The sequence below is a fragment of the Pseudomonas vlassakiae genome (assembly GCF_014269035.2).
Taxonomy (GTDB): Bacteria; Pseudomonadota; Gammaproteobacteria; order Pseudomonadales; family Pseudomonadaceae; genus Aquipseudomonas; species Aquipseudomonas vlassakiae.
The window spans coordinates 146,039-169,750 of record NZ_JABWRP020000015.1; the positions used below are offsets into that span (position 1 = coordinate 146,039).

Below are 23,712 nucleotides of genomic sequence, written 5' to 3' on the forward strand. Positions count from 1 at the left end.
AGCCGATCCTGATCACACGGGAGTTGCTATGCGCAAGGCACTGAAGGTGATTTCCAGTCTGTTGCTCAGCTGTACCGCCACGGCCGTCCTGGCCAGCGAGGCAGACACCAGCAACACGCTCAGGTTGTACAACTGGACCGACTACATCGGCGAAAACACCCTCGCCGACTTTGAAAAACAAACCGGCATCAAGGTGATCTACGACACCTTCGACGGCTACGAGACGGTCCAGACCAAACTGCTCACCGGCCGCTCCGGCTACGACCTGGTGATGCTCAATGGCTCGCTGGTGCCGCCGCTGATCAAGGCCGGGGTGTTCCAGCCGCTGGACAAGAGCAAGCTGCCCAGCTGGGCCAACCTCGACCCGCAAGTGGTGCAGAGCCTGCAGGCCTTCGACCCTGGCATGGTCTACTCGGCGCCCTACACCTGGGGCAGCTCCGGCATCACCTACAACGTCGACAAGATCAGGCAGCGCATGCCCGACGCGCCCATCGGCTCGCTGGCCATGCTGTTCGACCCGAAGGTCGTCTCACGCTTCGCCGACTGCGGCGTAACCGTGATGGACGCCCCCAGCGAAGTCATCCCGCTGGCCCTCAAGTACCTCGGCAAAGACCCGCAGAGCGCCAAGCCGGCCGACCTCAAGGCCGCCCAGGACGTGCTCATGGGCATCCGCCCCTACATCAAGAAGTTCGACTCGGTGAACTACCTCACCAGCCTGCCCAACGGTGACGTGTGCATGGCCCTGACCTGGTCCGGCGACTACGCCACCGCCCAGGCCCGTGCGGTGGAGGCGAAGAAGGACATCAAGCTGGCGTTCTTCATCCCCAAGGAAGGCTCGCTGATCTGGTTCGACAGCCTCTACCTGCCCAACGATGCCCCCCACGTGGCCAACGCCCATCGCTTCATCGAGTACCTCCTGCAACCCAAGACCATGGCCGACGTCACCAACTACATCCACTACGCCAACAGCAACGCGGCCGCCACGGCCCTGGTGCAGGCCGATATCCGCAACGACCCGGCGATCTACCCCGACGAGCAGACCCGCGAGCGGCTGTTCACCCAGAAGTCCCAGGACCCGCAGGCCATGCGCGCCATCACCCGGGTCTGGAGCACGGTCAAGACCGGCATTTGACCCCTTTCACCGTACCGATCCGACAAGGAAATGCATATGGCTATCCCGACTCGCCCCTTGGCCGCCACCCCGCACAACGACCAGCTGGTGAAAGCCGACAAAGCCCACTACATGCATGGCTACCACATGTTCGACGAGCATGCCGAGCAGGGCGCGCTGAACATCCAGGCTGGTGACGGCGCCTACATCCACGACACCCAGGGCAACCGCTTCCTCGACGCCGTCGGCGGCATGTGGTGCACCAACATCGGCCTGGGCCGCGAGGAAATGGCCTTGGCCATCGCCGACCAGGTGCGCCAGCTGGCCTATTCCAACCCGTTCTCGGACATGGCCAACCCGAAAGCCATCGAACTGTGCCAGAAGCTCGCGAGCCTTGCGCCCGGCGACCTCGACCACGTGTTCCTCACCACCGGCGGCTCCACCGCCGTGGACACCGCCTACCGGCTGATCCAGTACTACCAGAACTGCCGCGGCAAGCCGCATAAAAAACACGTGATCGCCCGCTACAACGCTTACCACGGCTCGACCTGCCTGACCATGTCGATCGGCAACAAGGCCGCCGACCGGGTGCCAGAGTTCGACTACGCCCACGAGCTGATCCACCACGTCTCCAACCCCAACTTCTACCGGGCCGGTGACGACATGGACGAGGCCGAGTTCCTCGACTTCCTGGTGGCCGAGTTCGAGGACAAGATCCTCTCCCTGGGCGCGGACAATGTCGCGGCCTTCTTCGCCGAGCCGATCATGGGCTCGGGTGGGGTGATCATCCCGCCCACAGGGTATTTCCAGCGTATGTGGCAGGTGTGCCAGACCTACGACATCCTGTTCGTCGCCGACGAAGTGGTCACCTCGTTCGGCCGCCTGGGTACCTTCTTCGCCTCCGAAGCGCTGTTCGGCGTTACCCCGGACATCATCACCACCGCCAAGGGCCTGACCTCGGCCTACCTGCCACTGGGCGCGTGCATCTTCTCCGAGCGCATCTGGAAGGTGATCGCCGAGCCGGGCAAGGGCCGCTGTTTCACCCACGGCTTCACCTACAGCGGGCATCCGGTGTGCTGCGTGGCGGCGCTGAAGAACATCGAGATCATCGAGCGGGAAAACCTGCTGGCCCATGTCAACGACGTCGGCGGCTACCTCGAGCAGCGCCTGCAGACCCTGGCTGCACTGCCGCTGGTCGGCCAGGTGCGCTGCATGAAGCTGATGGCCTGCGTCGAGTTCGTCGCCAACAAACAGACCAAGGCGGTGTTCCCGGACGCGGTGAACATAGGCGAGCGCATCCACGTGCGGGCGCAGGCCAAGGGGCTGCTGGTGCGCCCGATCATGCACCTGAACGTGATGTCGCCACCGCTGATCATCACCCACGCCCAGGTCGACGAGATCGTCGACACCCTGCGCAGCTGCATTCTCGAAGCGGCGCAGGAGCTGACCGAGCAGGGCCTGTATCACGGCCAATGATCGACCTGCAGCCAAAGATGCGCACGCGTGCCCCGGCCGGTAGACTGCGGGGCATGAGCCGAGCACACGAAAACACCACGATAAACCTGCCGTTTCATGCCCTGCAGCAATGGCACAGCGCGCTGCAGCGAGCCTTCGCCGACAGTGATGGCCCGCACGCCCTGGCCTCGCTGGCGGCGGCCATCAGCCAGCTGGTGGCCGCCGAGTCGATGCTGATCAGCCTCGAACGCAAGGGCCAGCCGCCGCAGCTGCTGTACCAGCAGGGCATCCCGGCCCGCTACCACGAGGCGGTGCTGGAACGCTATTTCGCTGCGGGCTACCTGCTCGACCCGTTCTGCCTGGCGGTGCAAAAGGGCCTGGCGCAGGGGTTCTACCACCTGGAAGACATTGCCCCGGACAACTTTTTCGATAGCGACTACTACAAGACCTATTACCTGGGCACCGGCTGCAGCGAGGACAGCTACTTCATCGTCGACCTGGGCAACGACAGCAAGATTTCCCTGAGCCTGTTCCAGGGCTGCAGCGGTGCGCGCCTGGGTGTGGAACAACTACACCTGTTGCAGGCGGTGGAACCGATGGTGCGCGGGCTGCTGATGCGCTTTGCCCGGCATGGCCTGGAGCCGCAACCGCAGGCCAAGGAGAGCGTGCAGGCGGCGTTCGACAGCTTTGGTTGCGGGGTGCTCACCGAGCGCGAGCGGCAGGTGGCGCAGATGGTGTTGCAGGGGCACTCGGTGAAATCCACCGCCCATGAACTGGGGATTTCACCCGAGACCGTGCGGATGCACCGCAAGAACCTGTACCTGAAGCTGGACATCAACTCGCAGTCGGAGCTGTTCGCCCAGTTCATTGGCTGGTTGAGGCGGAGCTGAGCGGGCTCACCAGCGCAGCAGCTACGACCCACGGGCCTTGGCGAAAATCGAAGACAGTGCAGGGGGGCGAGGCGGTGGCGCCTGCCGAGCGGCCCGACAACCGCCTGCAGGTCGACTGTCAGGACCAGGCCGCGCTGCAGGCCTTGGTCAGCGAGCAGCCCGTTTGGCGGCACCATCGCCCACGGCGCGCTGGTGCAGGTGCTGCAGTCGCGGCTGAAGCTGGCGCTGGGCTTCGAGATCACCGGCTTCACCACGCAGATCAACTACGGCCCCGACCGCTTGCGCTTTACCGCGCCGGTGCCGGCTGGCTCGCGCATTCATGCCCGGGCCCGGCTCAAGGCGGTCGAACTGAACCAGCGTGGTACCCAGCTGCCCCTGGAGATCAATACCATGTGGTCGGGCAGGAGCGGCCGTCGCTGATCAATGACCTCCTAATCCTTCACCAGCGTTGAAGCCCAGCGGTGGGTAGCACCGGCTGTGCCGGTGTTCGCAGGCATGCCCGCTCCTACAGGTTGAGGTGCGCAAGGCCAAGGGCTGTGCAGATTCCTGTGGGAGCGGGTTCACCTGGGGGAGGCATGCATCAGCCTAGGTAACTAATGACAGGGGCGAGATTATAAGTGTGAAGCAAGCGCTCGTCATTCCTTGAGAAGCAGTATGCATGAACATGATGGCCTGGGAGAGACTCCCATTGGTCGAGCTGGGCGCGGGTGACCCCTTTGAGATCGCTACCTCTCAGATCATGAATGAAGATCTTCCGATTGCGTAAGTTCCTGCGCACATCACGATAATCATAGTTGGTTCCGTTTAGAATATTGTAGCTATTAACATCGTCTTCTGTGACTAATCTACGCAAGCGGTCGCTGGGTTTGCTATGGGAAAAGGCCGCTTTATCTTCAAGAAGGAAACCTGCGTCGTTGAGATAAGGGTCGCGTCTGACTGTAACTTTACCTGCGGGGCTTCGGTAGCTAGTGAAGTTGTCTCCAACCGTATCGCCGTGAGCACCTGTATAGGCATGGATGTCACTCTTTGAGTTGCGCCTCGATATTTTAATGAGTGCATCTTTTACGTCGCTTTGGGTTATAGACATGTCAGAAGTCCAGAGTGTTCTCAGCCGGGGCCCAGGCAGTGTGTCCTGATACCATACGGGAACCCTACCGGGGGCTGCTTGAGAAATCACTTGTTGGGACTTGTTTCCGAAAACCCTGAGTCCTGGAGTTTTACCTCCCATGGGATTGCCTGGATACGAGGTAGGCCGCGGAGCATGGGGTGACCTAAGGGCATATTCGAACCGTTTTTGCCTCAGCGATGCGCGCAATGCACGCAGCTGATGCATCCCTTTGTTAAGCGCGTTACCCAGCTTACTCACTCCAGCGTGTGCCAGGTCAAACAGGCCAGCAGCCGTCGCCGCCCATCCCAGTTTCTCTGCCAGTTCAGGGTTGCTCTGTTGCACCGCTACCTGAGCCATGGTCAAACCTGCATACGCCAGCGTCGATCCATACATTACCGCCTTCGCCACCCCGGCCATCTGCGAGCCGAATGCCGGCAGACCGGCCAGTGCCATCATCACATGCCCAACAGGTTCCAATATCTGCGACAGCTCCGGGTTCGACTGCCTCAGTGCCATCCCCGTCGCCGTGACTGCGGCACCTGCTGTGTAGGCGATCATCAGCCCGGCGATCACCGGCGCACTCAGGGTGCCCGCCGAGGCTACGATCAACAGCCCGCCCAGAAGCGTCAGGCCACCGAACATTATCCATTCCCCCGCACTGGCAGCCCGGGGCGGCGCCGTCTCCGCCACCGCCACCGTGCTGGGCGTCAGCGCGGCAATAATGGTATCTAGCCTTGCCAGGCTGGCTTCCTGGGCCTGGCGGTTGAGCATGATGTGGCCACTGGGGTCCTCGAAGTTGACCGGGTCGGCTTTCGGGCAGTAGGCACGGTCATTCGGGCCGGCTGCACCCAAGGGGCTCCAGTCATCGGGCTGGCAGAACACTTTGTGCTGGGCGTCGTAGAAGCGATAGCCGTCGCCCAGATGGAAGCCCCCTGTCACCCGATCCACCCGCTGGCGGTTGTAACCGACGCCCACCGATTGCGCGTTGAGGGTGGCCAGATGGGTCACGCCCCAAGGCGTGAACGTGACCGACTGGTGAGCCCAGGCGCCGTCCTTGAACTGGTATTCATCACCACCGCCAGTCTGCGGGTCGCCGAGCACGAACAGCCATTGATCGTTCAAGGCAACCGCCAGGCCTGCCTGGTCATCCAGCGTCAGGCGCTTGAGCACCTTGCCTGCAGTATCCAGCCAGGTCTCCCCACTCAGGCCATTGGCACCATAGTTGAAGATACGCCGCTGCTTCTTGACGACATCGCACTGGGCAATCAGCCGGTCATGTTCGTCGTACTCGTAATAGGTCAGCGGCGTCGTGCCATTCTTGGCAGTCACTGACCTCAGGCGACCGCTGTCGGTGTAGGCCAGGGACTCTTCCCGCTCGTTGATCACCAGGTTGCCGTTGGCGTCGTACTTCAGGAGGACCATGCTGGTACTGGGCTCGCTGCCGGCAAGGGTCGTGGTGCAGGTGATCGCGGTACGCCGAGTGGGATGCATCGAATCGTCGTAAGCATAGTCGCGTACCAGCGTGTCGTTGTTACTACGCGTGGTCGAGCATTGAGTCATGCTGCCCAGTTCGTCGTATTGGTAAGTCTCTTCCTTGATGGCATAGCCTTCGTCATCCTTGACCTGTTCGCCCTCCACTGCGTCCACCGTCCATCGCTGCAACTCATCGCTGGTGCCGGTCACGCTGGTGTAATAGACGAATGTCTCGGTTCTTGCCCACGTGCCGTCACGGTACAGCGTTTTGCTTAGCAGCTGGCTGGCCGGTGACCAGCTTTGCTCGTAGCGCACCTTTTCCTGGCCGTTCAGCGCATAACTGCGCGTGGTTTCGCGGCCGAAGGCATCGTAATCGTGCAGCACCTGCAGGTGCTGGCCGCTGCGCATGTCCTGCACCGTCAGGCAGGCCAACTGGCCCAGTGCGGTGTAGCTGTAATGGTATTCGAGTGATCCGCGGCGCAACCGGCTGCGGTAGCCTTGGGCATTCTCCCAGGCCTGCAAGGGCAGGTCGTTGCTGTTCCATGGGCCGGTCAAGGCGCCGCGCAGGGAGGCCGAACCCTCATCGCACTGCTGTTGCCCGTGCACCGTCCGGTTGAAGCGCCAGGTGCCCAGCAGCAACGGCTGCAAGATTTCGCTGGTAACCACGCTCTGATCATCACCCTGCACCGAGCGTTCGGCATGCATGGCCTGTGAGACGGGGCTCAACTTGAAGGTTATCAAGGGTGTCCTGCTAGCGGAGCTACTGTTTTCCTGGGCCTGTTTGACGCGGCTCAACTTGAAGGTTGCCAAGGATGTCCTGCTAGCGGTGCTGCTGCCTTTCTGTGCATACCAGGACAGGCTGCCATCGTCGTTGCGTGCATGATAGAGGCTGGTGCCGTCTGGTTTCACGTAACCGTCCGGTCGGGTTCGCAGCGTTTGGCTGGTATCGCTGCCCCTGACCAGCGTCGACACGGCACCCTCATTGAAGGTGCGGCTGGCCAGTACCCGTTCCGGCGCCTTCGCCGACTTCTTCACGCTCATGCGGGTCGGGGCGTCGTTCAAGCCTTCATAAGCCCAGGCAATGATTGATTTGTCCGGTTGGGTCAGTGTCTCTGGGCGCCCCAGGCCGTCGTAGGTGATAGCCCAGGTTCTGGCTTGCTTCGCATAGTCGGGAATGTCCTCGGTCACCTTGGTGCGTTGGCCTTTCTCGTTGAAGGTCTCGGTGGTTGTGATGGCAGCACCGGCGGCAGGTTTCTCGAGGCCTTGCCAGGTTTCGTGCGTCAGGGTGACCGACCCGTTCCGCAGGTTTCGCTGGGTGGATTGCCGGGTGTTCAGTGGGCCATGCGAGATCATCCCCAGGGTGGAGCGGGTGGTCAGCGACACATTCTGGTTGGCGTCGGTAACCACCGGGTCATGCCCGTGGGCCTGCCAGAACCAGTCCTTGCTATGCTCGGGCAGTGCTTTGACGTTGTCGATGCGCAGGCCACCCGGCAAGTAGTCGAACATCACTTGGCTGGCCATTTGCCCATCGCTGTCCCAGGATGTTTCCTCCACCGTGCAGTAGTTGTCGGCACTGTGGTCAGGCCCTGGCACGCGTTGCAGCGCACGGCGCACGATGCGTTGCTGGCCATCGTAATAGCACTGCTGGTGACGCCCGTGGGCGTCGCAACTCCTGACTATCTGGCCCTTGCCGTCTTCCGCGTAGTGGATGGATTGCGAGTGGGTGGGTTTTAGCAAAGTCACCACGCCAGTGGTAAAAGCTTTTTCATCCATCGCATAGGTGTCACTGCGCACACCTCGGCCCAGGCTATCGTACTGATGGCAGGTGAAGGCTACGGCCTTGCCCTCGCTGTCTTGCTGGGTTTCGCGCAGCAGGCGGTTGGTGCACGCCGACAGGATGTGGCGCTGCAGGATGGCCGTTGCCTTCGAGTAGGGCGTGGTGCGCAGCAGTTCGAGGGTGGCGGGTTGTTTGCCAGTAGTCACCACCTCGGTCACGGTCTGGGTACTGCGTGCGTTGTCGTTCTTGTACCACTGGGTGGCGATGCGTTCGCTGCTGCGGACCGCGCCGGCCTGATGCTCGTAGTTGGCCTGCACCAGGGAGACGGACAGCGCTGTCGGTTTGGTCAGCTTCACGTCCTTCAAGGCCAGGGTCTCACTGTCGGCAAAGGCTTCGAAGCCTTCAAAGGTCAGCACGGTATTGGGCAGCAGGGTACCGTGCTCGTCATGCTGGTTCAGGGCGTAGCCGAACAGGGTCAGTACCGGGGCCTGGCGGGTACCGTCGGGCAGCAGCAGGTACTGGTATTGCGCGCACAGTGGCAGCAGGCCGTTACCCACCTCTGGGCGCTCGGTGCAGGTGAGCTGGGTAGCATCGGCCAGCGTCCGGCCGGTGGTGCCCTGCGTGGCGTTAGTGCCGGTGGTGACCTTGGCCAGTGTCAGCCCTGCCACCAGCTTGCTGATATCCAGTGGATGGGCGTCGGCTTCGTAGTACCAGAGCCGTGTGTGCAAGCCATCGTCAGTGATGAACTCGATGGGTTCCAGGCCGCCTGGGCGGTAACGGGTAAGCGCGGACTCCGTGAGCGAAGTCGCTGGAACGGTGGGCGCTGGGCTGGCGGTGGTCTGATCTGTGCTGGTCATGGCTGCGGGTCCTCGGCAGTGGCGGCGACGCGGAGATCTTCGACGGTGATGTGCTGCGCTGTTTGTCGTGGCCTGCGCAACGGCTTGGGCAGGGTCATGTCGGTGCTGTAGCCGTAAGCGGTGATGCGCCGCTGCTCGCCGGGCACCTCTTCGATCTGCCGAGCGAGCTGCATGACCTTCTTGTTGTCTTCGGGCTCCTCGTCGGGTTTCTGGTTGGGCTGAGGATCGGGTTTGACGGTCTCGTCGTCGATGTAGGACCACTCCCAGCGGGTGAAGGGAACCTGCTTCAGGTCGCTGCCGACAGGGGCGTGCGCGTAGCGGGTGGCTGCGGTGATTTGCTTTTTACCTTTACCTTTACCTTTACCTTTACCTATAACTTCACGTTCCCAGGCCCAGGCGTGGTGGGTATTGGGTTGTTGGCCACCGGGGACGTAGGTGTGCAGAGTGACGCGAGGTAATGTATAAGTTTGCGGGTTCGACTCCGAGTCCCAGTCCCAGTCGTAGGCGACCACTTCCCGTGAACCATCGTCCTCGGCAACGCAGCACAATACGTTGTCCAGCGTTGGCGTCGCGGCGTACTGGAAGTGCAGGCGCTGGTCGGTCTGGGAGCCGCTGGAACGAGTCAAACGTCTGAGCAGGCAGTCCTTGATGTCCAGGGTGATGCAGCAGCGCTCGTCAGTCTCTGGCCAGAGTGTGAATACGCTCTGTTGGTTACCCTCAAGTACCGGCTCGGTGGGGTGTTTGGCCTCGAGCAGAACGTTGACACCGTCCTTTATGCTATTCAGGCGGACATGGCCCTTCACGCCTTCCCAGTCCAGTTGCAAGGCTCGGCTGTCGGCCTTGAGTTGCAGGGGCACCAGGATCAAGGCATTGCGCTGGATATCGGCGAGTTCCAGCGCCGCCTCGGTTTTCAGTTTGTTCATCTTTGTTCTATCCGCGATAACCTGTTTGAGTTTTTCCCGATCTTTACCCAATAACTCGGCGCCCCATAGGTTGCTAATCAAGCCCGCAGCAACGGAATAGAGATGTACGCTTTGGGTTTTCTCATAGTCATCAATTTTTGAGGCCGCCGTAGCGCCAAGGGGGCCGCCAAACAAAAAGCCGAGGAAGTTCCATACCGGCGGTGCATCTTTTGATGGGGTTTTCAGCTCTTCCAGTATTTTGTCTACTAGCGGGATTAACTTATTGATCAGGCTTATACGTTTGTCCTTATACCCACCGCCACTTTCCAGATTGTCATGGGTCTGGGGGAGCCCAAGGACTTCTTCGTTTCCGTTCAGGTATTCGACCGTGAAGGCTGTCAGATGATAGACCTCTCGTTTACCACCGGCAGCGCTCAACTCCTCGGTAACCCCTTGGGCCGCTTTGAGGGTATAGCCAAGGCGTACTATCGGCTCGCCTTTGATTAATTGCTTGATGTCATCGATGCTGAGCTCATCTACGGTCCCGTTGCTCAGCACCAAGCGCCGCTTGCGATTGTCGTAGGAAGACAAGGCGGAGAATGCGAAGCCGTCGCCGAGGGCACTTTCGTTGGCACGTAACGGCGAGTAGTTGAGTGCCAGTGGGATCGCAGGTGTACTGCCGGAGAGGCTGGAGAGCGTTGCAACTGGGTAATGGAAGTGGAACAGGCCTGTCTGCGGAGAGACGCCATGGAGCAGTGCGCCGCTGGAGGCAAAGAGTTCGGACCCATTGGTATTCCCCAGGTCGACACACAGTGTGTCGCGCGCAGGTATTTCGATACTTTCGCTTTCTATTATTTTGCAGTTTTGAATTTTTCTCCAAAGAAGACTTGGAGATAAGACGCCGATCAAGATGCCTGCTGAATTGAGTCCTTCATCTGGTTCAAAAGGGGCGTTTAAGTCGAGTGTAAACCCATCGTCATTTCGGCTGCATGAAACTAGAGAAAAACTTCTATTGATGGTCTGAGCATCAAGCACAATGCAGAGCTGTTCTCGTGAGGATTTGAGAGTATCAATAGTTGCGAGGTTGCATCGGACGGTCGCTAGATTTGATAAGGTCTGTTTAGTGAGCTTTCTGTCACAAATGATTTTTGCAAGAATTTCGCTGGGGGTGAATTGGTCGTCAAGGGTGTCAGTCCAAGCGATTATATTGAGGAAATAGCTTGCGATTGTATGGAAAGCCTCAGCTATCGAAATTTTGTGGGGGATGAGGTAATCAGCAATTTGGGCAATGTACAGGGGCGAAAATGGCGAAAGTTCACCGATTCTAGATATTGCGTACTTTTCGGTTGTGATGAATTCTTCTGTTTGTTGGTATTCCTTTATGCTTATGTTGGAGTGTATATTGATTTGCGTGAGATCTTTCGCTATTTTTCTTGCGATGGATAATCTTTTGGATGGTTCGAATGTATAACTTTTGGATTGGCCTTGAATAAGTTCTGAATATAAATAGTATATGTCGCTTATGTGGTCTTTCGGTTCTTTATTGTTGTTGCTGTCGTTGCTGTGGCTATTGTAGGTGTTGTAGGGTTTATCGATATTACCGTACTTAGCGTTGTGTGTGCTAATTGGTCCTTTCCATAGAAACTCATTAATGTGAAATGACATAGGGCTAGTGTCTTGGTTGTCAGTTGCTATGGGTGTTGGTATTGTTTTCTTCAGCGTTGTTTGTAACTGAAGCGCAGTCGCCTCACGCACTTCCCAAATGTTTTGGGAGGTGCCTGCAACGTTGGAGTCGGTGCTGAGCCCAAGCCAAACGGCTCCTTTTTGCTTCAAGTGCCCGTTAAGCGTTTCCGCTAGCCTGGCCCGCTTTGCAGCCTGATCTGTCGAACTCTCCGTCGCCGACAAGGTAATGGATGACGAGAAGCAGAGGTATCCCGTGCGCGTGTCACGGCTCTCAATGAGCAACTGAATACTTTCGTCGCCAAGGCAGGCGTCAAGCACGTCATCGATATCCTCGCCGGAGCGGCTTGACCAGGCAGGAGAAGCCAAAGGCTCGCTCATCCAGATGCGCAGTGGCACCCCTGCGCGCAGGCAACGCCATGTCGAAGCAGGGGCCGTGTCGCTGCCGCTTGCCTGTTCGAGTTTGATGTAAGGGGCCAAGGGACTACCAGCCAACTGGCTGGCCAACGCGCTCGGCCATTGGTTCTGCGCCCGTGTTGCAGCACTTGGGCGGAACGTGAACGGCGATCCTGGCAGCGGTGCGCCGGTCACATCATCATGTACCGCAATCTTCACCTCGCTAGCCAAAGCCAGGTCCGCGTTCACGGTGAATGATGCATGCTCAAGCCAATTGACGGATTCAAGTTGAACCGAAAGGTCGGACAGTTGCGGTATCCACAGCTGGTTACCCTGCTCCTCGGGCGTGATGCTGATGCCATCGTCCTGGCGCTTGCCGACCCTTAGCATCGCACTGTGCAGGTTGAGAAATTCGCACAGCTGTTTGCTCCAGCTACCGCCGGTGCTGTTCGCTTGGGGCTGGAAAAAATGCGATTCGTACAGGTGCTGGCTGGTCCTGTGGCGTACTTGAATGCAAACACGCTCTCCTTGGGGCGGCTCTGCATCTGCAAGCGTGAGTGCACAGACCTGATTGGCCTTGAACGGAAGGTTGCTGAGCAGCTTGCAATGCGAATCAAAAGCCCACAAACGGTCGACTTGGCTTTTCTCGACGTTGTTGTAGCCAATGAAGGATTGCGACGTTGGGGCATCGGTGTTTTCGGTGAGTTCGGCGTCGTTCGAGAGATGCCCGGCCTGGAGCAGCACCGAACCCTCGACCAGCGTGTCGTCGGCCTGGATCGCCTTGACCAACGCAGCCGGCCAGGCCACACGGGCCTTGTTGGCTTCGGTCGCTGTCAGCGAGACGGTTTTCAGCACGCGCCCGTCGATGGGGTCGACGGCCCAGACGTAAACGGTTTCGTCCAGCTGCAGGTCCCGGTCTGCCAGCACATGGCAGGGGCTGGCCCAAACGCAATCACCCGTGCCCAACGTACTCTGTTCGAAGCCTGTCATGCTGGGCAGCCCGGCCAACAGTTCGGGCGTATCAGGTGTAGTTGGAGTACTCGGAGTGGAAGCTTCAGGCGTAGTTGGAGTGCTTGGAATAGTTGAATCAGGCAAATCAGGAAGAGCGTCGAGATCCTTTTCTATTCCTTCCAATAGGTAAATGCTTTTAACATACGTGCTGTGAATGAGCTTGCCAGATCCGGTTGAAGGTAGTTCGGGCGCGACCCACTTTCCCGTTGGGTCAAGTCGCTTTTTGAGTCGCTCTAACTGTGCAATAGTGCTCGCATTATTATCGAGTGTATAATATTTAGTACCCTCAGGTGATGTATGCTCGTGCAGAATTCCGTACAAAAACGGTTCGTCTGATGGGCCATTACATATTCTTTCAATGAGTACAAGTTCGCTGCCGAGCTTGATCGAAGGCCATTTGTCTTTGGGAACCGGCGTGCGTACTGCGGCCAGCTTGTCTCGGGCTTCTCGAGCGATTGTCTTCCTTTTATCGAGCTCAGGTATAGCGCCTATGTCTGCCAGGGAGAAAGTTTCGTAATTGTACCTTCTGTCTCTGACTGATAACTGGCCGACCCAGTTCATGGATCGATATATCCATTCCTTTCCGCCAATCGTCAAGATATCGTCACTGTTTAAGTGCAGCCAAAAATCCTCGGGCTCATATGACATCGCGGTAGACCTCCAGTCGAACGGTGAGGTCAATTACCGCCCGGTTGATGGGATCAGTCTACTGACAAAAATGATAGTTTTTGATCGTAGGTTTTAGGTGTATACCAAAGGAATCTCGGGCTTGGCGCTCATTTCAACCTATCCAGTTTGTGGTCCCGAGGGGGCTTGATCACGCTACTGAGCCGATGTAGGCAGCAAGGGTGATTGAGTATTCATCTGGATGAAGAGGGGCAACTGGTAAAAGTGTCAGTTGCGAACCTGCGAGTTTGACTCTTGTGGCGTTGCTAATGGCATGACGGGGTGCCGCGAAGAACCCCACGCGGCGCATGGCAGCTGCGCCGGTGTTCGCGGCTAAAGCCGTTCGCACAAATACAGCGCAGGCCTGGAACGGGTGACGTTCAGCTTGTCGCCAGCGACTTCGACCTTGGAGGCGAAGGGGCCTTGGGCGCGAACCTTGACGTTGTAATCGACCACTCGCTTGACGCTTACCAGTCCCCTCATAGGTTCTCCAGCCATTGATGGTGGGGCGGCGGGTAGGGGTTGCCAGGCAATGACGGTATCGCAGCGGGTACGGGTAGGGATCGTCCGTTTCAACTAGCGGTGGGTTGCCTCGAGGCGGGTAGGCCGCCTCGACGGTAGTTGCTGCAGGCTCAGTTCACCAACACTTCGTCCAGTGCCTGCTCAAGGGTAATGACGGTGCGTTCGATATTGTGCAGCTTTTCCAGCCCGAACAGACCAATGCGGAAGGTCTGGAAGTCGGCTGGCTCGTCACATTGCAACGGCACGCCGGCGGCTATCTGCAGGCCGTGCTCGGCGAATTTCTTGCCGCTCTTGATATCCGCATCGTCGGTGTAGCTCACCACCACCCCGGGGCCTGAAAACCGGCTGCGGCGACGCTCTTGATGCCTTTGCCGGCCAGCATCGCGCGCACCTGATCGCCCAGCGCCTGTTGTTCGCTGCGGAGCTTGTCGAAACCATAGGCGCGCATCTCGTTCATCACATCGTTGAAACGTGCCAGGGAATCGCTGGGCATGGTCGCATGGTAGGCATGCCCGCCCTGTTCGTAGGCCTGCATGATCTGCAGCCACTTTTTCAGGTCGCAGGCAAAGCTGCTGCTCTGCGTCTGCGCGATGCGTTCAAGGGCCAGGGCACTGAACATCACTAGGGCACAGCAAGGCGAGGCGCTCCAGCCTTTCTGCGGGGCGCTGATCAGCAAGTCCACGGCGCACTGGTGCATATCGACCCACAGCGTGCCTGAGGCGATGCAGTCCAGCACGAACAGGCCCCCCACCGCGTGCACGGCGTCGCCGACGGCCCGCAGGTAGGCGTCAGGCAGGATCATCCCGGATGAGGTTTCGACATGGGGGGCGAATACCACCTGCGGCTTGTGCGCCGCAATGGCCGCCAGCACTTCGTCCAGAGGGGGCGGGGCGTAGGCCGCCTGGCGACCCGTCTCCACCGGTCGGGCCTTGAGCACCGTGGTGGCTGCCGCAATATTGCCCATCTCAAGGATCTGGCTCCAGCGATAGCTGAACCAGCCGTTGCGTATCACCAGGCACTGCTGGCCGGTAGCAAACTGTCGCGCTACCGCTTCCATGCCGAAGGTGCCGCTGCCAGGGACCACCGCAACGGCCTGGGCATTGTAGACCTGCTTCAGGGTGCTGGAAATGTTCCTCATCACGCCTTGAAAGGCCTGCGACATGTGATTGAGCGAGCGGTCGGTGTAGACCACCGAGTACTCGACCAGCCCCTCGGGATCGATACCGGGATAGATCTTTGACATGGGTGACTCCTTCGGCAGAGATGTCAGTGGTATCGACCTTGGCCCAAGCATTGGCAAATGACAAGCTTGCTGAAGGGCTTGGGCTGGCGGCAACCCCACAGTACTGCGCATCAGCGCAGCACCCTGGGGCCGCCATCACAGCGCCTACACCGTGCCGAAGCGAACCTCCACCGACAGGCTGCCCAGGTTATCGCTCAAGCCGGCCCCATAACGCCCGGTCAGGTCGTCGTTGATGCACAGCTGCAACTCGCCCTGCTGGCCACGCGGCAACTGCACCTGTTGGCCTACCAGGAACGGTTCGCCGTTGTCGCCGATGCGCCCGATCAAGGCCCCTTCGTTCTGCCCCGGCAAGGTATAGCCCGGCTTGGCGATCAACCCTGGGTTGCCCTGCGCGCCCACCATGCCGGTGGCCGGGTTGGCTGTCCACTGGCCACCGGTACAGACCGCCAGTTGCCAGCTCTGCCCATTGACCCGCATGCCGGTGCCTTGCCATGCCTGGTTGGCCTGCACCTGCAGCGTGCGTTTGAGCAGGTCGCTGGCCACCACGTCGGCGGCCTGGAAGGTCAGCGCGGTAATGGTCAACGTCGGGTTGGCGGTGCCGGTGCTGGGGAACACGCCGTCGCCGACCAGGAACAGGTTGGGGTGGTCCCAGCTACGCTGGTCTTTGTCCACCACCGACCGGGTGCGGTCGGAGCCCATGCGGTAGGTGCCCATCAGGTGGCCTGCGCCGTAATACGCATAGTGCTGGCCATCGTACTCGAACACGGTTTGCGAGCCGGGCTCCAGCGCAGGGTTCAGGTTGGTCAGCTCGGTGGCGCCCATCAGCTCGGTGATGATGTGCGTGGCGGCCAGGCGCGCCTGCTTGAAGCCCTCCTTGGTGTAGTCGGACAGTGCGTAGGTGATCTGAGGCCGCGGCAGGCCCAGGCCATCGGTGAACTCCGCGGACCTCTCCACCCGGCACAATGCATTGTCGGGGTCCTTCTCCACCTGCTCGACCAGGAAGCCCAGGCGGAACTGGCGGGTCAGCACGCTGTTGAGCTGCTGCACCAGTGCCTGGCCGGACAATGCCAGGTTGCCGGGGTTGGCGCCGCCTTTGTTGGTGCCGTCGATGAAATCGCAGACCGAGGCGTAAGGGTCGTTCACAGACCAGTTCCACCCTTCGTTGCCGATCTCGATACGCCAGGCCGCACGCTGGCTGCGGAACGGGCCGTCGCGCATGTCCTCGATCCCCGAGGTGGACAATGGCCCGCGGAACGGGAACAGCGGCTTGCCTTCGGGCATCAGGCCCCAGGCCAGGTACACCGGGTGGTCGGCCAACGCCTGGCCGACCTGGCCGCTGCTGTTGGCAACGCCTTTGGGGCTGTGCGGGCCTATCGAATTGAGCAGCAGCTTGGGTGTTTCGATCGCGTGGGCGGCAATCACGTAGCGCTTGCCCTGGGCCGTGCCGTTCTGGCGCGTGCCATTGTTCTGGTACTGGATGAAATCGATGCCCGTCACCCCATTGGCATCGACCTGCACCTGGCTCGCCACGGCCTGGTAAAGGATGCGCACGTTACCGGTATCCAGCGCCTTGGCCATGGTCACGGTGGCGTCGTACTTGGCCTGGATCGGGCAGATCGGCGTGCAGCTGGTATTGCCGGCGCACACCCGGCGGCCGTTGTCGCTCTGCGAATTGCGCCCGGCCGGGGTCTGCCGGACATTGAGCGTGACCGCTGGATACGGCTTGCCGTCGGGCGCCTTCTCCGGGCTCTGGTAGCGCGTGCCGGTGATGTTCTTGCCCAGGCCCTGGTCGACCAGTGACGGCGGGATGCCGTGCATGCTGTACTTATAACCTTGAGGGAAGGTCACGCCCAGATAAGCCTGCGAGGCGACATCGGCGGATACCCCCATCTCCTGCTCGGCGCGACAGTAGGCGGCCTGCAGGTCGTCGTAGCTGATCGGCCAGTCGACCCCGACGTTGTACAGGGTGCGCATGCGAAAGTCGCTGGGCAGCAGGCGCAGGGCGGTGCCCATCCAGTGCCACATGGTGCCGCCGCCTACCCGCTCGTAGGTGCTGGCGAACAGTTGCGGACCTTTCTGTACCAGGTAGCTTTTCTGCGCTTTGTCCGGGTCGTTGCTGCCGGCGGTGATCAAGTCCTGGATCGTCGCGCGCGGGGCGAACTGCGTGTGCGGGGCCTGCTCGGTCTGCTCGGGTGGGTATGGCGCCTCGGGCGCCTTGAGCACGGCGGTGTAGAACCGTTCCAGGTACTCACTGCGGTTCGGCGGGATCGCCGGGCCCGACTCGAGCACCAGCACTTTCAGGCCGGCCAGGCCCAACTGGTAGGCCATGACGCTGCCGGCCATGCCGGCGCCCACGACGATCACATCGGCGGTTTCGATGTTCTGGGTGTTCAGAATGCTCATGGCTGCTGCCCTTCCTTGGCGTCGACACCGGTGTATTGCTTGAGGGTTGCAGGCTGCTCGGCCCAGTAGCCGAAGTGGTACTGGCTGTAGCCCATGGGGTGGGACTGAGCGATCTTCCACGCCCAGCTTTCCTTGTAGGCCTGGTCGGAGACCACGCGGGTATCACCGGCATGGGCGTTGCCCTGGTCATAGGGCTGGTACCAGCTACCGAGCAGCCACAGTTTCATGATCGAGCGAGCGCCCTGGGCAATCTGCGGGTCGGCGTTGCCGAGCACGGCGCTGGCGATCTGCTCAGGGGGCTGGTTCTTGATGCTGACGTACAGTTCCAGCAGGTTGCTGAACGCTGCGGTGCCCATGCCTTGCTGGGCGGTGGCGAAGAACAGCGGCGGCAGGTTGACCGGGTCGACGGCAGGCGCCAGCCGGTCGGCCGACAGGCCGGTGAGCGTGGCGGAAAGGTCGATGAAATTCTGCAGGTTCGGATCGCTCATGGCATCACTCCTTGGCGCCAGTGGATTGGGCACGTTCAAGCAGGAAGGTGAAATCGGCGAAGCTGGTGCGCGGCGACTGGGTCACGCGGGTGGTGGCGTTGTTGTGGCATTCCATGCAACTGGAAGACGCCTGCGGGGTCGTGCCCTGGTTGTAGGTTTCCAGCGTGGCGTTGGCCAGGAAGTTGGGCGCAGGCGTGCCCAGCGGGTTGGTGGGCGAGGGGGCCTGGCAGTCATCGGCCGGGTCGGTCGGCCACTGGGTGCTGATCAGCTGGTAGTTCGCCCACACGGTGCCCTTGAGCGCGCCTTGCCACTGAAGGTTGAGCTGGCGGGTTGCGGCGGTGAGCGGAATTTCCCGCACGATCTGCGAGGGCGTGGCCTTCTTCGACGGGTCCCACGGTGGCACAGGCGGCTCGTTCACCGGACGGCCGCTGGCCTTGGCATCGTAGAACAGGTAGGGGCCTGTGCGCTCCTCGACCGGCGTGGTCTTCTCCGGCACGTTGCGCACATGCTCGAAGCTCGACCACACCCACTGCGGCGCAGCGCTGGTCTTGTGGACGATGTGCAGGCCGACCAGCCCGACCTTCTGCGCGCTGCACGACGCGGGGATCACCGCGCCCTTGTCCGGGTCGGTGTTGCCGGGGGTGTAGACCAGCGCGTCGACGGCGTGGAAGTCGCTCGGGTTGTCAGTGCCATCGAGCACTTTCCAGGCCGACTTGACCATGATCGCGCCAACCTGTTGCGCCTTTTGCGAGCCGCAGGCGAAGGCGATGCGGTTGTCGGCCTTGCTCATGAACGCCTGCTGGCCTTCCTTGCTGTACAGGCCATTGTTGACGATGTCGTCGAACATCGGCTGGTTGACCATGATCGCGTTGCGCGTGTAGGCACCGTTCTGGTCCACCAGTGGGCCGGTCTTGAAGGGCTGGATGAATTCGTCGAGCACCCCGGCGACCTTGCCCATCTGCTGCAGCACGGGCAGGTCGCCCTTGCCCTGGCAGGCGGCTGGCAACGGCGCCTTCTGGCCCCAGGCCGTCGGCTTCTGCCCCTGGGGCAGGAAGATCTCGTAGCTCTCCTTCCACGATTCCCAGACCGTCTGCCCCGGCGCGCCGATCTGAGCCGAGGTGTTGGCGCTGCCGTCGGGGTTGGCGGGCCAGTTCAGCGCGACGAAGGTCTGCCACGACAGCACGTCGAAATCGTGTTGCAGGTTGTCCAGGGTGAAGGGGGGATTGGCGCTGACGTCGAACGGAATTGCCGGTGACAGTACCGGCGGGCTGGCCGCATCGGCCATGGCGAGCGCGCTGGTGAAGCTCGCTCCCATGTACGCCAAGCGTTTCAAGGATATTTTCATTATCGTCTCCTCAGCAGATAAAGCGTCGGGACGACGAGGCGTACGGGCCCTCCATGGGCCAAATGTTCAGCGTTATCCCTGACGCTAGAGTGGAGGCTAGCCGTCTCGCTGGAACCCCCAAGAATATCCGACTACCGGTAGGGTTAATGCCGAACGAAGCGCAGCCTAAAGGGATCAATAGCCGCTGCTGTGAAAACGGCTTACACGCCGGACGGGTGTGGCGCTTTCCTGCCTGAGCGCAGCAGTTCGTTGGAGAAGCACAGGCCAAGCAGGATCAGGCCGCCGCCCAGGTACAACGTGTCTCGTGGCACTTCATCGAGCACCACCAATGCCAGCAGCGCGGCGAACAGCGGCTCGGTGAGTTCCAGTGCCTGGACTTGTGACGGTTTCAGATACTCGATGGCCTTGGTGGTGCAGAAAAACCCGAGGATGGTCGGCAGCGTAGCCAGCGCGAGCAAGGCCATGAGTGCCACCGGCGTTAACGCGCCCAGGGTGAACCCGTCGCCCGCAGCGGGCAGCAGCAGGTAAAGGCTGCCGAACATCAGGAGTTGCCGGGTGAAATGCAGGCCCCCGGATACGCCCATGCGCTTCATGGCAACCGAAAATGCGCCATAAGCGCAGCCGCCAATCGACGCGAGCGCGGCACCTTGCAGGGTAAAGCCTTGCTGAATATCGGCGCCGAAAATGACGGCAATGCCGGCTATCGTCAACCCTGCGCCTGCGGTCACGTTGGCGTTGATCGGGTCCTTGAGGACTATCCGCCCCAGTAATATCGAGGCAATGGACGCGCTGGCCATCAGGATCACCACGACCCCGGCCGCGGCGTAATGGCTGTAGGCCAACGTTTCAAAGTGGAACAGCATGAAAATGCCGAGAAAGGCGCATACGGCGGCAGGGCGCCACCTGGCCTTGTGCTGGGGCCGCTTGAGGAACACCAGCAAGCCTGACAGCAGCAGCCCGCCGACCAGGGTCTTTATCAAGGCGATGCTGCTGGAGCTGAAGCCACTGTTCATCAACACCTTGCTGAGTACGCCGATGGTTGCGTTCAGTGCAGCTGCGCAGAGTGCAAAGATGACGCCTTTGCCGAAGTGCGATTGCATGAAGACCTTCCTTGTGGCTGGTTGGATCAGTGGGGCAAGTGATTCGTGACGTAGCGCGCCGTGTTTTCCAGCGTTCGTGCCAGATCGGGGTGGGTCAACCGATACTTGCGCTCCAGTTGCCTGCTGCGGTTCATGTCAAAGCGCTGCGTCTGGATAAAGTTCAACGACTCGGCGCTGATAGCGAATCGAGCCGCCAGGCCGGGGATCGTCAATAGCCACTTGATCAACCTGATCGGGACATGGCGCCGAGGCGCCTTCACGCCCAGTGTCTTTGCCAGTTGCTCGAGCATCCCCTGCAGGTTCGCTGAGCCCTCGTCGAGCGCCAGGACCTGCCGGTTGGCCATCGAGGGGTCGAACGCCACGCAGGTGATCATCGTCGCCAGGTAATCGACGCTGACGACCGGCAACCAGTGGCGGTCTGTACCAGGGACAGCCTTGAAGCGGCCCTGGGCAAGATTGCGAATGAGTTCGGCCAGCGGTTGTCCTTCGAGGATGTGCCCCGTCTCGCTGTGGCCGCACACCGTAGCGGGGTGAACGATGGTGTAATCCGCGTCTGCTTCCTGCAGGTAGCGGACAACGGCAAAATGCGACTCGAGCTTGCTGCCTTCGTAGCCACCCACGCGGCCGTAGACCGCAGGCCAATGGGTGTTTTCAGGGCACACGATATCCACCCCGACCTTGGCAAGGTAGGTAAGGTTCTGCAGCATGTAGCCGCCCACCATCACCAGTCGGATGTGCTGGCTGGCCGCAAGCCTTGCCACGCGCAGTGCCCCTTGCACATTGACTTCGCGGGCGCGCTCCATCGTCAGCCCCCAGGTAAATTGCGCCGCCAGGTGGAAGACCACCGCCGCCGAAGACACGCGTTGCCGGTCTGCTTCACTGAGGCCAAGCCCCTCCCTGCTGATATCGCCCTCGACGGCATGGATATACGCGGCGTCACCTCCCAGGCTGCTTACCTGTTGCCTGAGACGCTCGATGTTTTCGGGGCTGCGCATGAGCACCCAGGCCTTGTGCCCTGTGGCAGTGAGGCGAGCCAGCAAATGTTGACCGACAAACCCACTGCCACCTGTGACGAAACATTCCAAGCCCATGTCTGACTCCTTGTTTGGCTGATCGGCGCAGGCTAAGGTGTAGAGCGTGCTCTACGGTCAAGGAGTTTTTACGGTGAATATTGGAGAGTTGGAGCGCCGCAGTGGCATCGGTCGCCATGCATTGCGCTATTACGAGCAGCTCGGGCTCATCGTGGCCCATCGACTGGCCAACAATTACCGCAGCTACAGCGATCAGACCGTGGCTGATCTGGCCTTCATTCAAAGTGCCCAGGGCGGAGGTTTTTCACTCGCCGAGATCAGGGACATCCTTCAGGCCAAGCGGGGAAATACCATCGATTGCGCACAAGGCGCGGCGTTGGTCGCCAACAAGATGGCCGACATTCAAGCGAAGATCACAACCCTGCAAGCCGCTTATGCGTTTCTCGAGGCAGAGCGTGCGAAGCTTGAAGCCAGTGCCATTGCCAATGGACTGACGGTTGCGCACCTGCCTGTCCATGGACGCACCTCGACCGCATAGCCTACCCGCAAGGGCATTGAGCGAGGGCCGGGTGCGTTGTCGAAGATAGCCGGTCGCGAGTGACTGCCATCGACCCAAAGCGGCCGTTCACGAATGCCTGCTATCGGCCATAGAGGCGGTCACTGGGCGTCTAGGAAACTCAGACTGACTGCCCATCGGCGGAAGTGCGGGCCTGCGTCGCAAATGTTCGACGAGAGATCTTTGATGCAGCCGAACACTGGCGGCCTAGGCAGAAATTACACTGAACGATGCAGGCATCCTGCGCGATGTCGATACGGCCGGTGCGTTGCTCTGAGTTCTAGTTAGTCTGCGCCACTACAGGCTCTGCGACGGAGCTGGTAGAAAACAACGCCGTCAGCAGGCACCCCACGCCGCACAGGCCGATGATCCAGCCCATGGTCCAGGGGGTGCCGTCGGCCAGCCAGCCGACCAGTGCGGCGCTCAGAATGCCGCTGCCGTAGTGCATGGCGCCGAGCATGGCAGACGCGGCGCCAGCTCGATGGGGGAACTCGGTCAGCGCGGCAGCCACCGAGTTGGCCACGATCAACCCGTTCATCGACATATAGAAGAACACCGGCAGCGCCAGCCCGACCAACCCACCCCAGCCAAAGCGGGTATCCAGGGCCAGCAATACGCCAGTGACGGCGGCGATACCGGCGCCGATGCGGAACAGGGCGTCGCTGTCCTGACGCATGACCAGGCGGGTGTTCACGTAGTTGGCGGCCATGATGCCGAGGATGTTGACGCCGAACAGCAAGCCATAGGCCTGGGCCGGCACATGGTAGTAGTCGATGTAGGCGAACGGGGTGCCGGCGATGAATGCGTAGGCGCCGCCATAGAAGAAACCGCCGGACAGCGCGTAGCCGAGTAGACGCCGCGAGCGCAGCACCTCGCCATAGGCGCGCAGCATGCCGCTCAGCGGCTCTTGGCTGCGGCGGGCCGCGGGCAGGGTTTCCGGCAAGGCCAGCAGGGCGAGCATGGTCAGCACGCCGACCACGGCCAACGACCAGAAGATGGCGTGCCAGGACCACAGCTTGAGCATCTGCCCGCCGAGCAGCGGGCCCAACAGCGGTGCTACCGCCATGATCAGGATCAGCGTCGACAGCATGCGCGCTGAATGCTCGCGGGCATACAGATCACGCACCATGGCCCGCGCCAGTACCGGGCCGGCGCAGGCACCGAGGGCCTGGACCACGCGCCAGCCCATCATCTGCCAGACCGTTTCCGACAGCGCGCAGCCCACCGAGCCGAGGATGAACAGCACCAGGCCGGCAGCGATTGGCAGGCGCCGGCCGTGGCGGTCGCCGATCGGGCCCCAGAGCAACTGTCCCAGGCTGAAGCCGATCAGAAAGCTGGAGATGGTCAACTCCACGCGACCGGCCTGGGCGTGCAGTTCCGCCGCCAAGGTCGGCAGGGCAGGCAGGTACAGATCGGTGGAGATCGAGGCGAAGGACATCAGCGCGCTGAGGAGGATCAGGATGCGCAGTTCCTTGGGGTGCCTGGCCTCGCGGGTGGCGAGGTCAGACGTGGAGAGCCGGGCCATTGTGTGGCGCCTCCGTAATAGGGAGGAAGGAGTAGGCCTATGGTACGGATCGGAGTGGGTCTGATTAAGATGGGCAGGGCGCATGGACTCATGAGGCACGCTCACTAATCTCCTGGGGTCCAGCACCTGGGCACCGCTGCCGAACCGAATATTCATGAGTGATCCTCATATCG

13 protein-coding genes and 2 pseudogenes are annotated in these 23,712 nt (G+C 60.9%); 5 read left to right on the top strand and 10 right to left on the bottom strand.

The genetic code is table 11. From position 1 onward, the window contains the following. Nucleotides 1-28 precede the first annotated feature (28 nt). The 4 genes and pseudogenes from HU738_RS19325 to HU738_RS19340 form a co-directional block, all read left to right on the top strand. On the top strand, nt 29-1,132 hold the full coding sequence (locus tag HU738_RS19325) for a polyamine ABC transporter substrate-binding protein (RefSeq protein ID WP_186603144.1): 1,104 nt from the start codon (nt 29-31) through the stop codon (nt 1,130-1,132). Nucleotides 1,133-1,168: 36 nt separating this feature from the next. After that, nucleotides 1,169-2,587 carry an aminotransferase gene (locus tag HU738_RS19330; protein ID WP_186603145.1) on the top strand — a complete coding sequence of 473 codons (1,419 nt, stop codon included), beginning with the start codon at nt 1,169-1,171 and terminating at the stop codon, nt 2,585-2,587. Nucleotides 2,588-2,640: 53 nt separating this feature from the next. Beyond that, nucleotides 2,641-3,456: a helix-turn-helix transcriptional regulator gene (locus HU738_RS19335; RefSeq protein WP_186603146.1), complete on the top strand. Its 816-nt coding sequence runs from the start codon at nt 2,641-2,643 to the stop codon at nt 3,454-3,456. A gap of 156 nt (nt 3,457-3,612) precedes the next feature. Next, a pseudogene (locus HU738_RS19340) lies at nt 3,613-3,908 on the top strand (MaoC/PaaZ C-terminal domain-containing protein); the annotation flags it as partial. Between the two features lie 128 nt (nt 3,909-4,036). Here the strand turns inward: HU738_RS19340 and HU738_RS19345 are convergent. The 9 genes and pseudogenes from HU738_RS19345 to HU738_RS19385 all read right to left on the bottom strand — a co-directional run bounded on the left by HU738_RS19345 (nt 4,037) and on the right by HU738_RS19385 (nt 21,518). Continuing rightward, nucleotides 4,037-8,671, bottom strand: coding sequence for an RHS repeat-associated core domain-containing protein (locus tag HU738_RS19345; protein WP_186603147.1), 4,635 nt, complete (start codon nt 8,669-8,671; stop codon nt 4,037-4,039). Next, on the bottom strand, nt 8,668-13,221 hold the full coding sequence (locus HU738_RS19350; protein WP_186603148.1) for a hypothetical protein: 4,554 nt from the start codon (nt 13,219-13,221) through the stop codon (nt 8,668-8,670). Before HU738_RS19350 ends, HU738_RS19345 begins: the two co-directional genes overlap by 4 nt. A 438-nt stretch (nt 13,222-13,659) precedes the next feature. Further along, nucleotides 13,660-13,809, bottom strand: coding sequence for a hypothetical protein (locus HU738_RS19355; protein WP_186603149.1), 150 nt, complete (start codon nt 13,807-13,809; stop codon nt 13,660-13,662). 149 nt (nt 13,810-13,958) lie between these two features. Then, a pseudogene (locus tag HU738_RS19360) lies at nt 13,959-15,091 on the bottom strand (pyridoxal-phosphate-dependent aminotransferase family protein). 144 nt (nt 15,092-15,235) lie between these two features. Then, on the bottom strand, nt 15,236-17,494 hold the full coding sequence (locus tag HU738_RS19365; RefSeq protein ID WP_186603150.1) for a GMC oxidoreductase: 2,259 nt from the start codon (nt 17,492-17,494) through the stop codon (nt 15,236-15,238). After that, nucleotides 17,491-17,982 (bottom strand): sorbitol dehydrogenase, encoded by a 492-nt coding sequence (locus tag HU738_RS19370; protein ID WP_186603151.1) that lies wholly within the window; start codon nt 17,980-17,982, stop codon nt 17,491-17,493. Before HU738_RS19370 ends, HU738_RS19365 begins: the two co-directional genes overlap by 4 nt. A 4-nt stretch (nt 17,983-17,986) precedes the next feature. Further along, nucleotides 17,987-19,327, bottom strand: a complete 1,341-nt coding sequence (locus tag HU738_RS19375; protein ID WP_186603152.1) for a cytochrome C — start codon at nt 19,325-19,327, stop codon at nt 17,987-17,989. 200 nt (nt 19,328-19,527) lie between these two features. After that, nucleotides 19,528-20,427 (bottom strand): DMT family transporter, encoded by a 900-nt coding sequence (locus HU738_RS19380; RefSeq protein WP_186603153.1) that lies wholly within the window; start codon nt 20,425-20,427, stop codon nt 19,528-19,530. Between the two features lie 26 nt (nt 20,428-20,453). Then, nucleotides 20,454-21,518 carry an SDR family oxidoreductase gene (locus HU738_RS19385; RefSeq protein ID WP_186603154.1) on the bottom strand — a complete coding sequence of 355 codons (1,065 nt, stop codon included), beginning with the start codon at nt 21,516-21,518 and terminating at the stop codon, nt 20,454-20,456. A 73-nt stretch (nt 21,519-21,591) separates the two neighbouring features. Between HU738_RS19385 and HU738_RS19390 the strand changes: the two genes are divergently transcribed. Further along, nucleotides 21,592-21,996, top strand: coding sequence for a MerR family transcriptional regulator (locus tag HU738_RS19390; RefSeq protein WP_186603165.1), 405 nt, complete (start codon nt 21,592-21,594; stop codon nt 21,994-21,996). A gap of 298 nt (nt 21,997-22,294) precedes the next feature. On the opposite strand, the gene HU738_RS19395 is transcribed toward HU738_RS19390, so the two are convergent. Next, nucleotides 22,295-23,539, bottom strand: a complete 1,245-nt coding sequence (locus HU738_RS19395) for a Bcr/CflA family multidrug efflux MFS transporter (protein ID WP_186603155.1) — start codon at nt 23,537-23,539, stop codon at nt 22,295-22,297. Between the last annotated feature and the right edge of the window lie 173 nt (nt 23,540-23,712).

Bases quoted from the DNA above. Each gene is read 5' to 3' on its own strand.
- HU738_RS19325 (WP_186603144.1), top strand. From the start codon at position 29: ATGCGCAAGGCACTGAAGGTGATTTCCAGTCTGTTGCTCAGCTGTACC.
- HU738_RS19330 (WP_186603145.1), top strand. From the start codon at position 1,169: ATGGCTATCCCGACTCGCCCCTTGGCCGCCACCCCGCACAACGACCAG.
- HU738_RS19335 (WP_186603146.1), top strand. From the start codon at position 2,641: ATGAGCCGAGCACACGAAAACACCACGATAAACCTGCCGTTTCATGCC.
- HU738_RS19345 (WP_186603147.1), bottom strand. From the start codon at position 8,671: ATGACCAGCACAGATCAGACCACCGCCAGCCCAGCGCCCACCGTTCCA.
- HU738_RS19350 (WP_186603148.1), bottom strand. From the start codon at position 13,221: ATGAACTGGGTCGGCCAGTTATCAGTCAGAGACAGAAGGTACAATTAC.
- HU738_RS19355 (WP_186603149.1), bottom strand. From the start codon at position 13,809: ATGAGGGGACTGGTAAGCGTCAAGCGAGTGGTCGATTACAACGTCAAG.
- HU738_RS19365 (WP_186603150.1), bottom strand. From the start codon at position 17,494: ATGAGCATTCTGAACACCCAGAACATCGAAACCGCCGATGTGATCGTC.
- HU738_RS19370 (WP_186603151.1), bottom strand. From the start codon at position 17,982: ATGAGCGATCCGAACCTGCAGAATTTCATCGACCTTTCCGCCACGCTC.
- HU738_RS19375 (WP_186603152.1), bottom strand. From the start codon at position 19,327: ATGAAAATATCCTTGAAACGCTTGGCGTACATGGGAGCGAGCTTCACC.
- HU738_RS19380 (WP_186603153.1), bottom strand. From the start codon at position 20,427: ATGCAATCGCACTTCGGCAAAGGCGTCATCTTTGCACTCTGCGCAGCT.
- HU738_RS19385 (WP_186603154.1), bottom strand. From the start codon at position 21,518: ATGGGCTTGGAATGTTTCGTCACAGGTGGCAGTGGGTTTGTCGGTCAA.
- HU738_RS19395 (WP_186603155.1), bottom strand. From the start codon at position 23,539: ATGGCCCGGCTCTCCACGTCTGACCTCGCCACCCGCGAGGCCAGGCAC.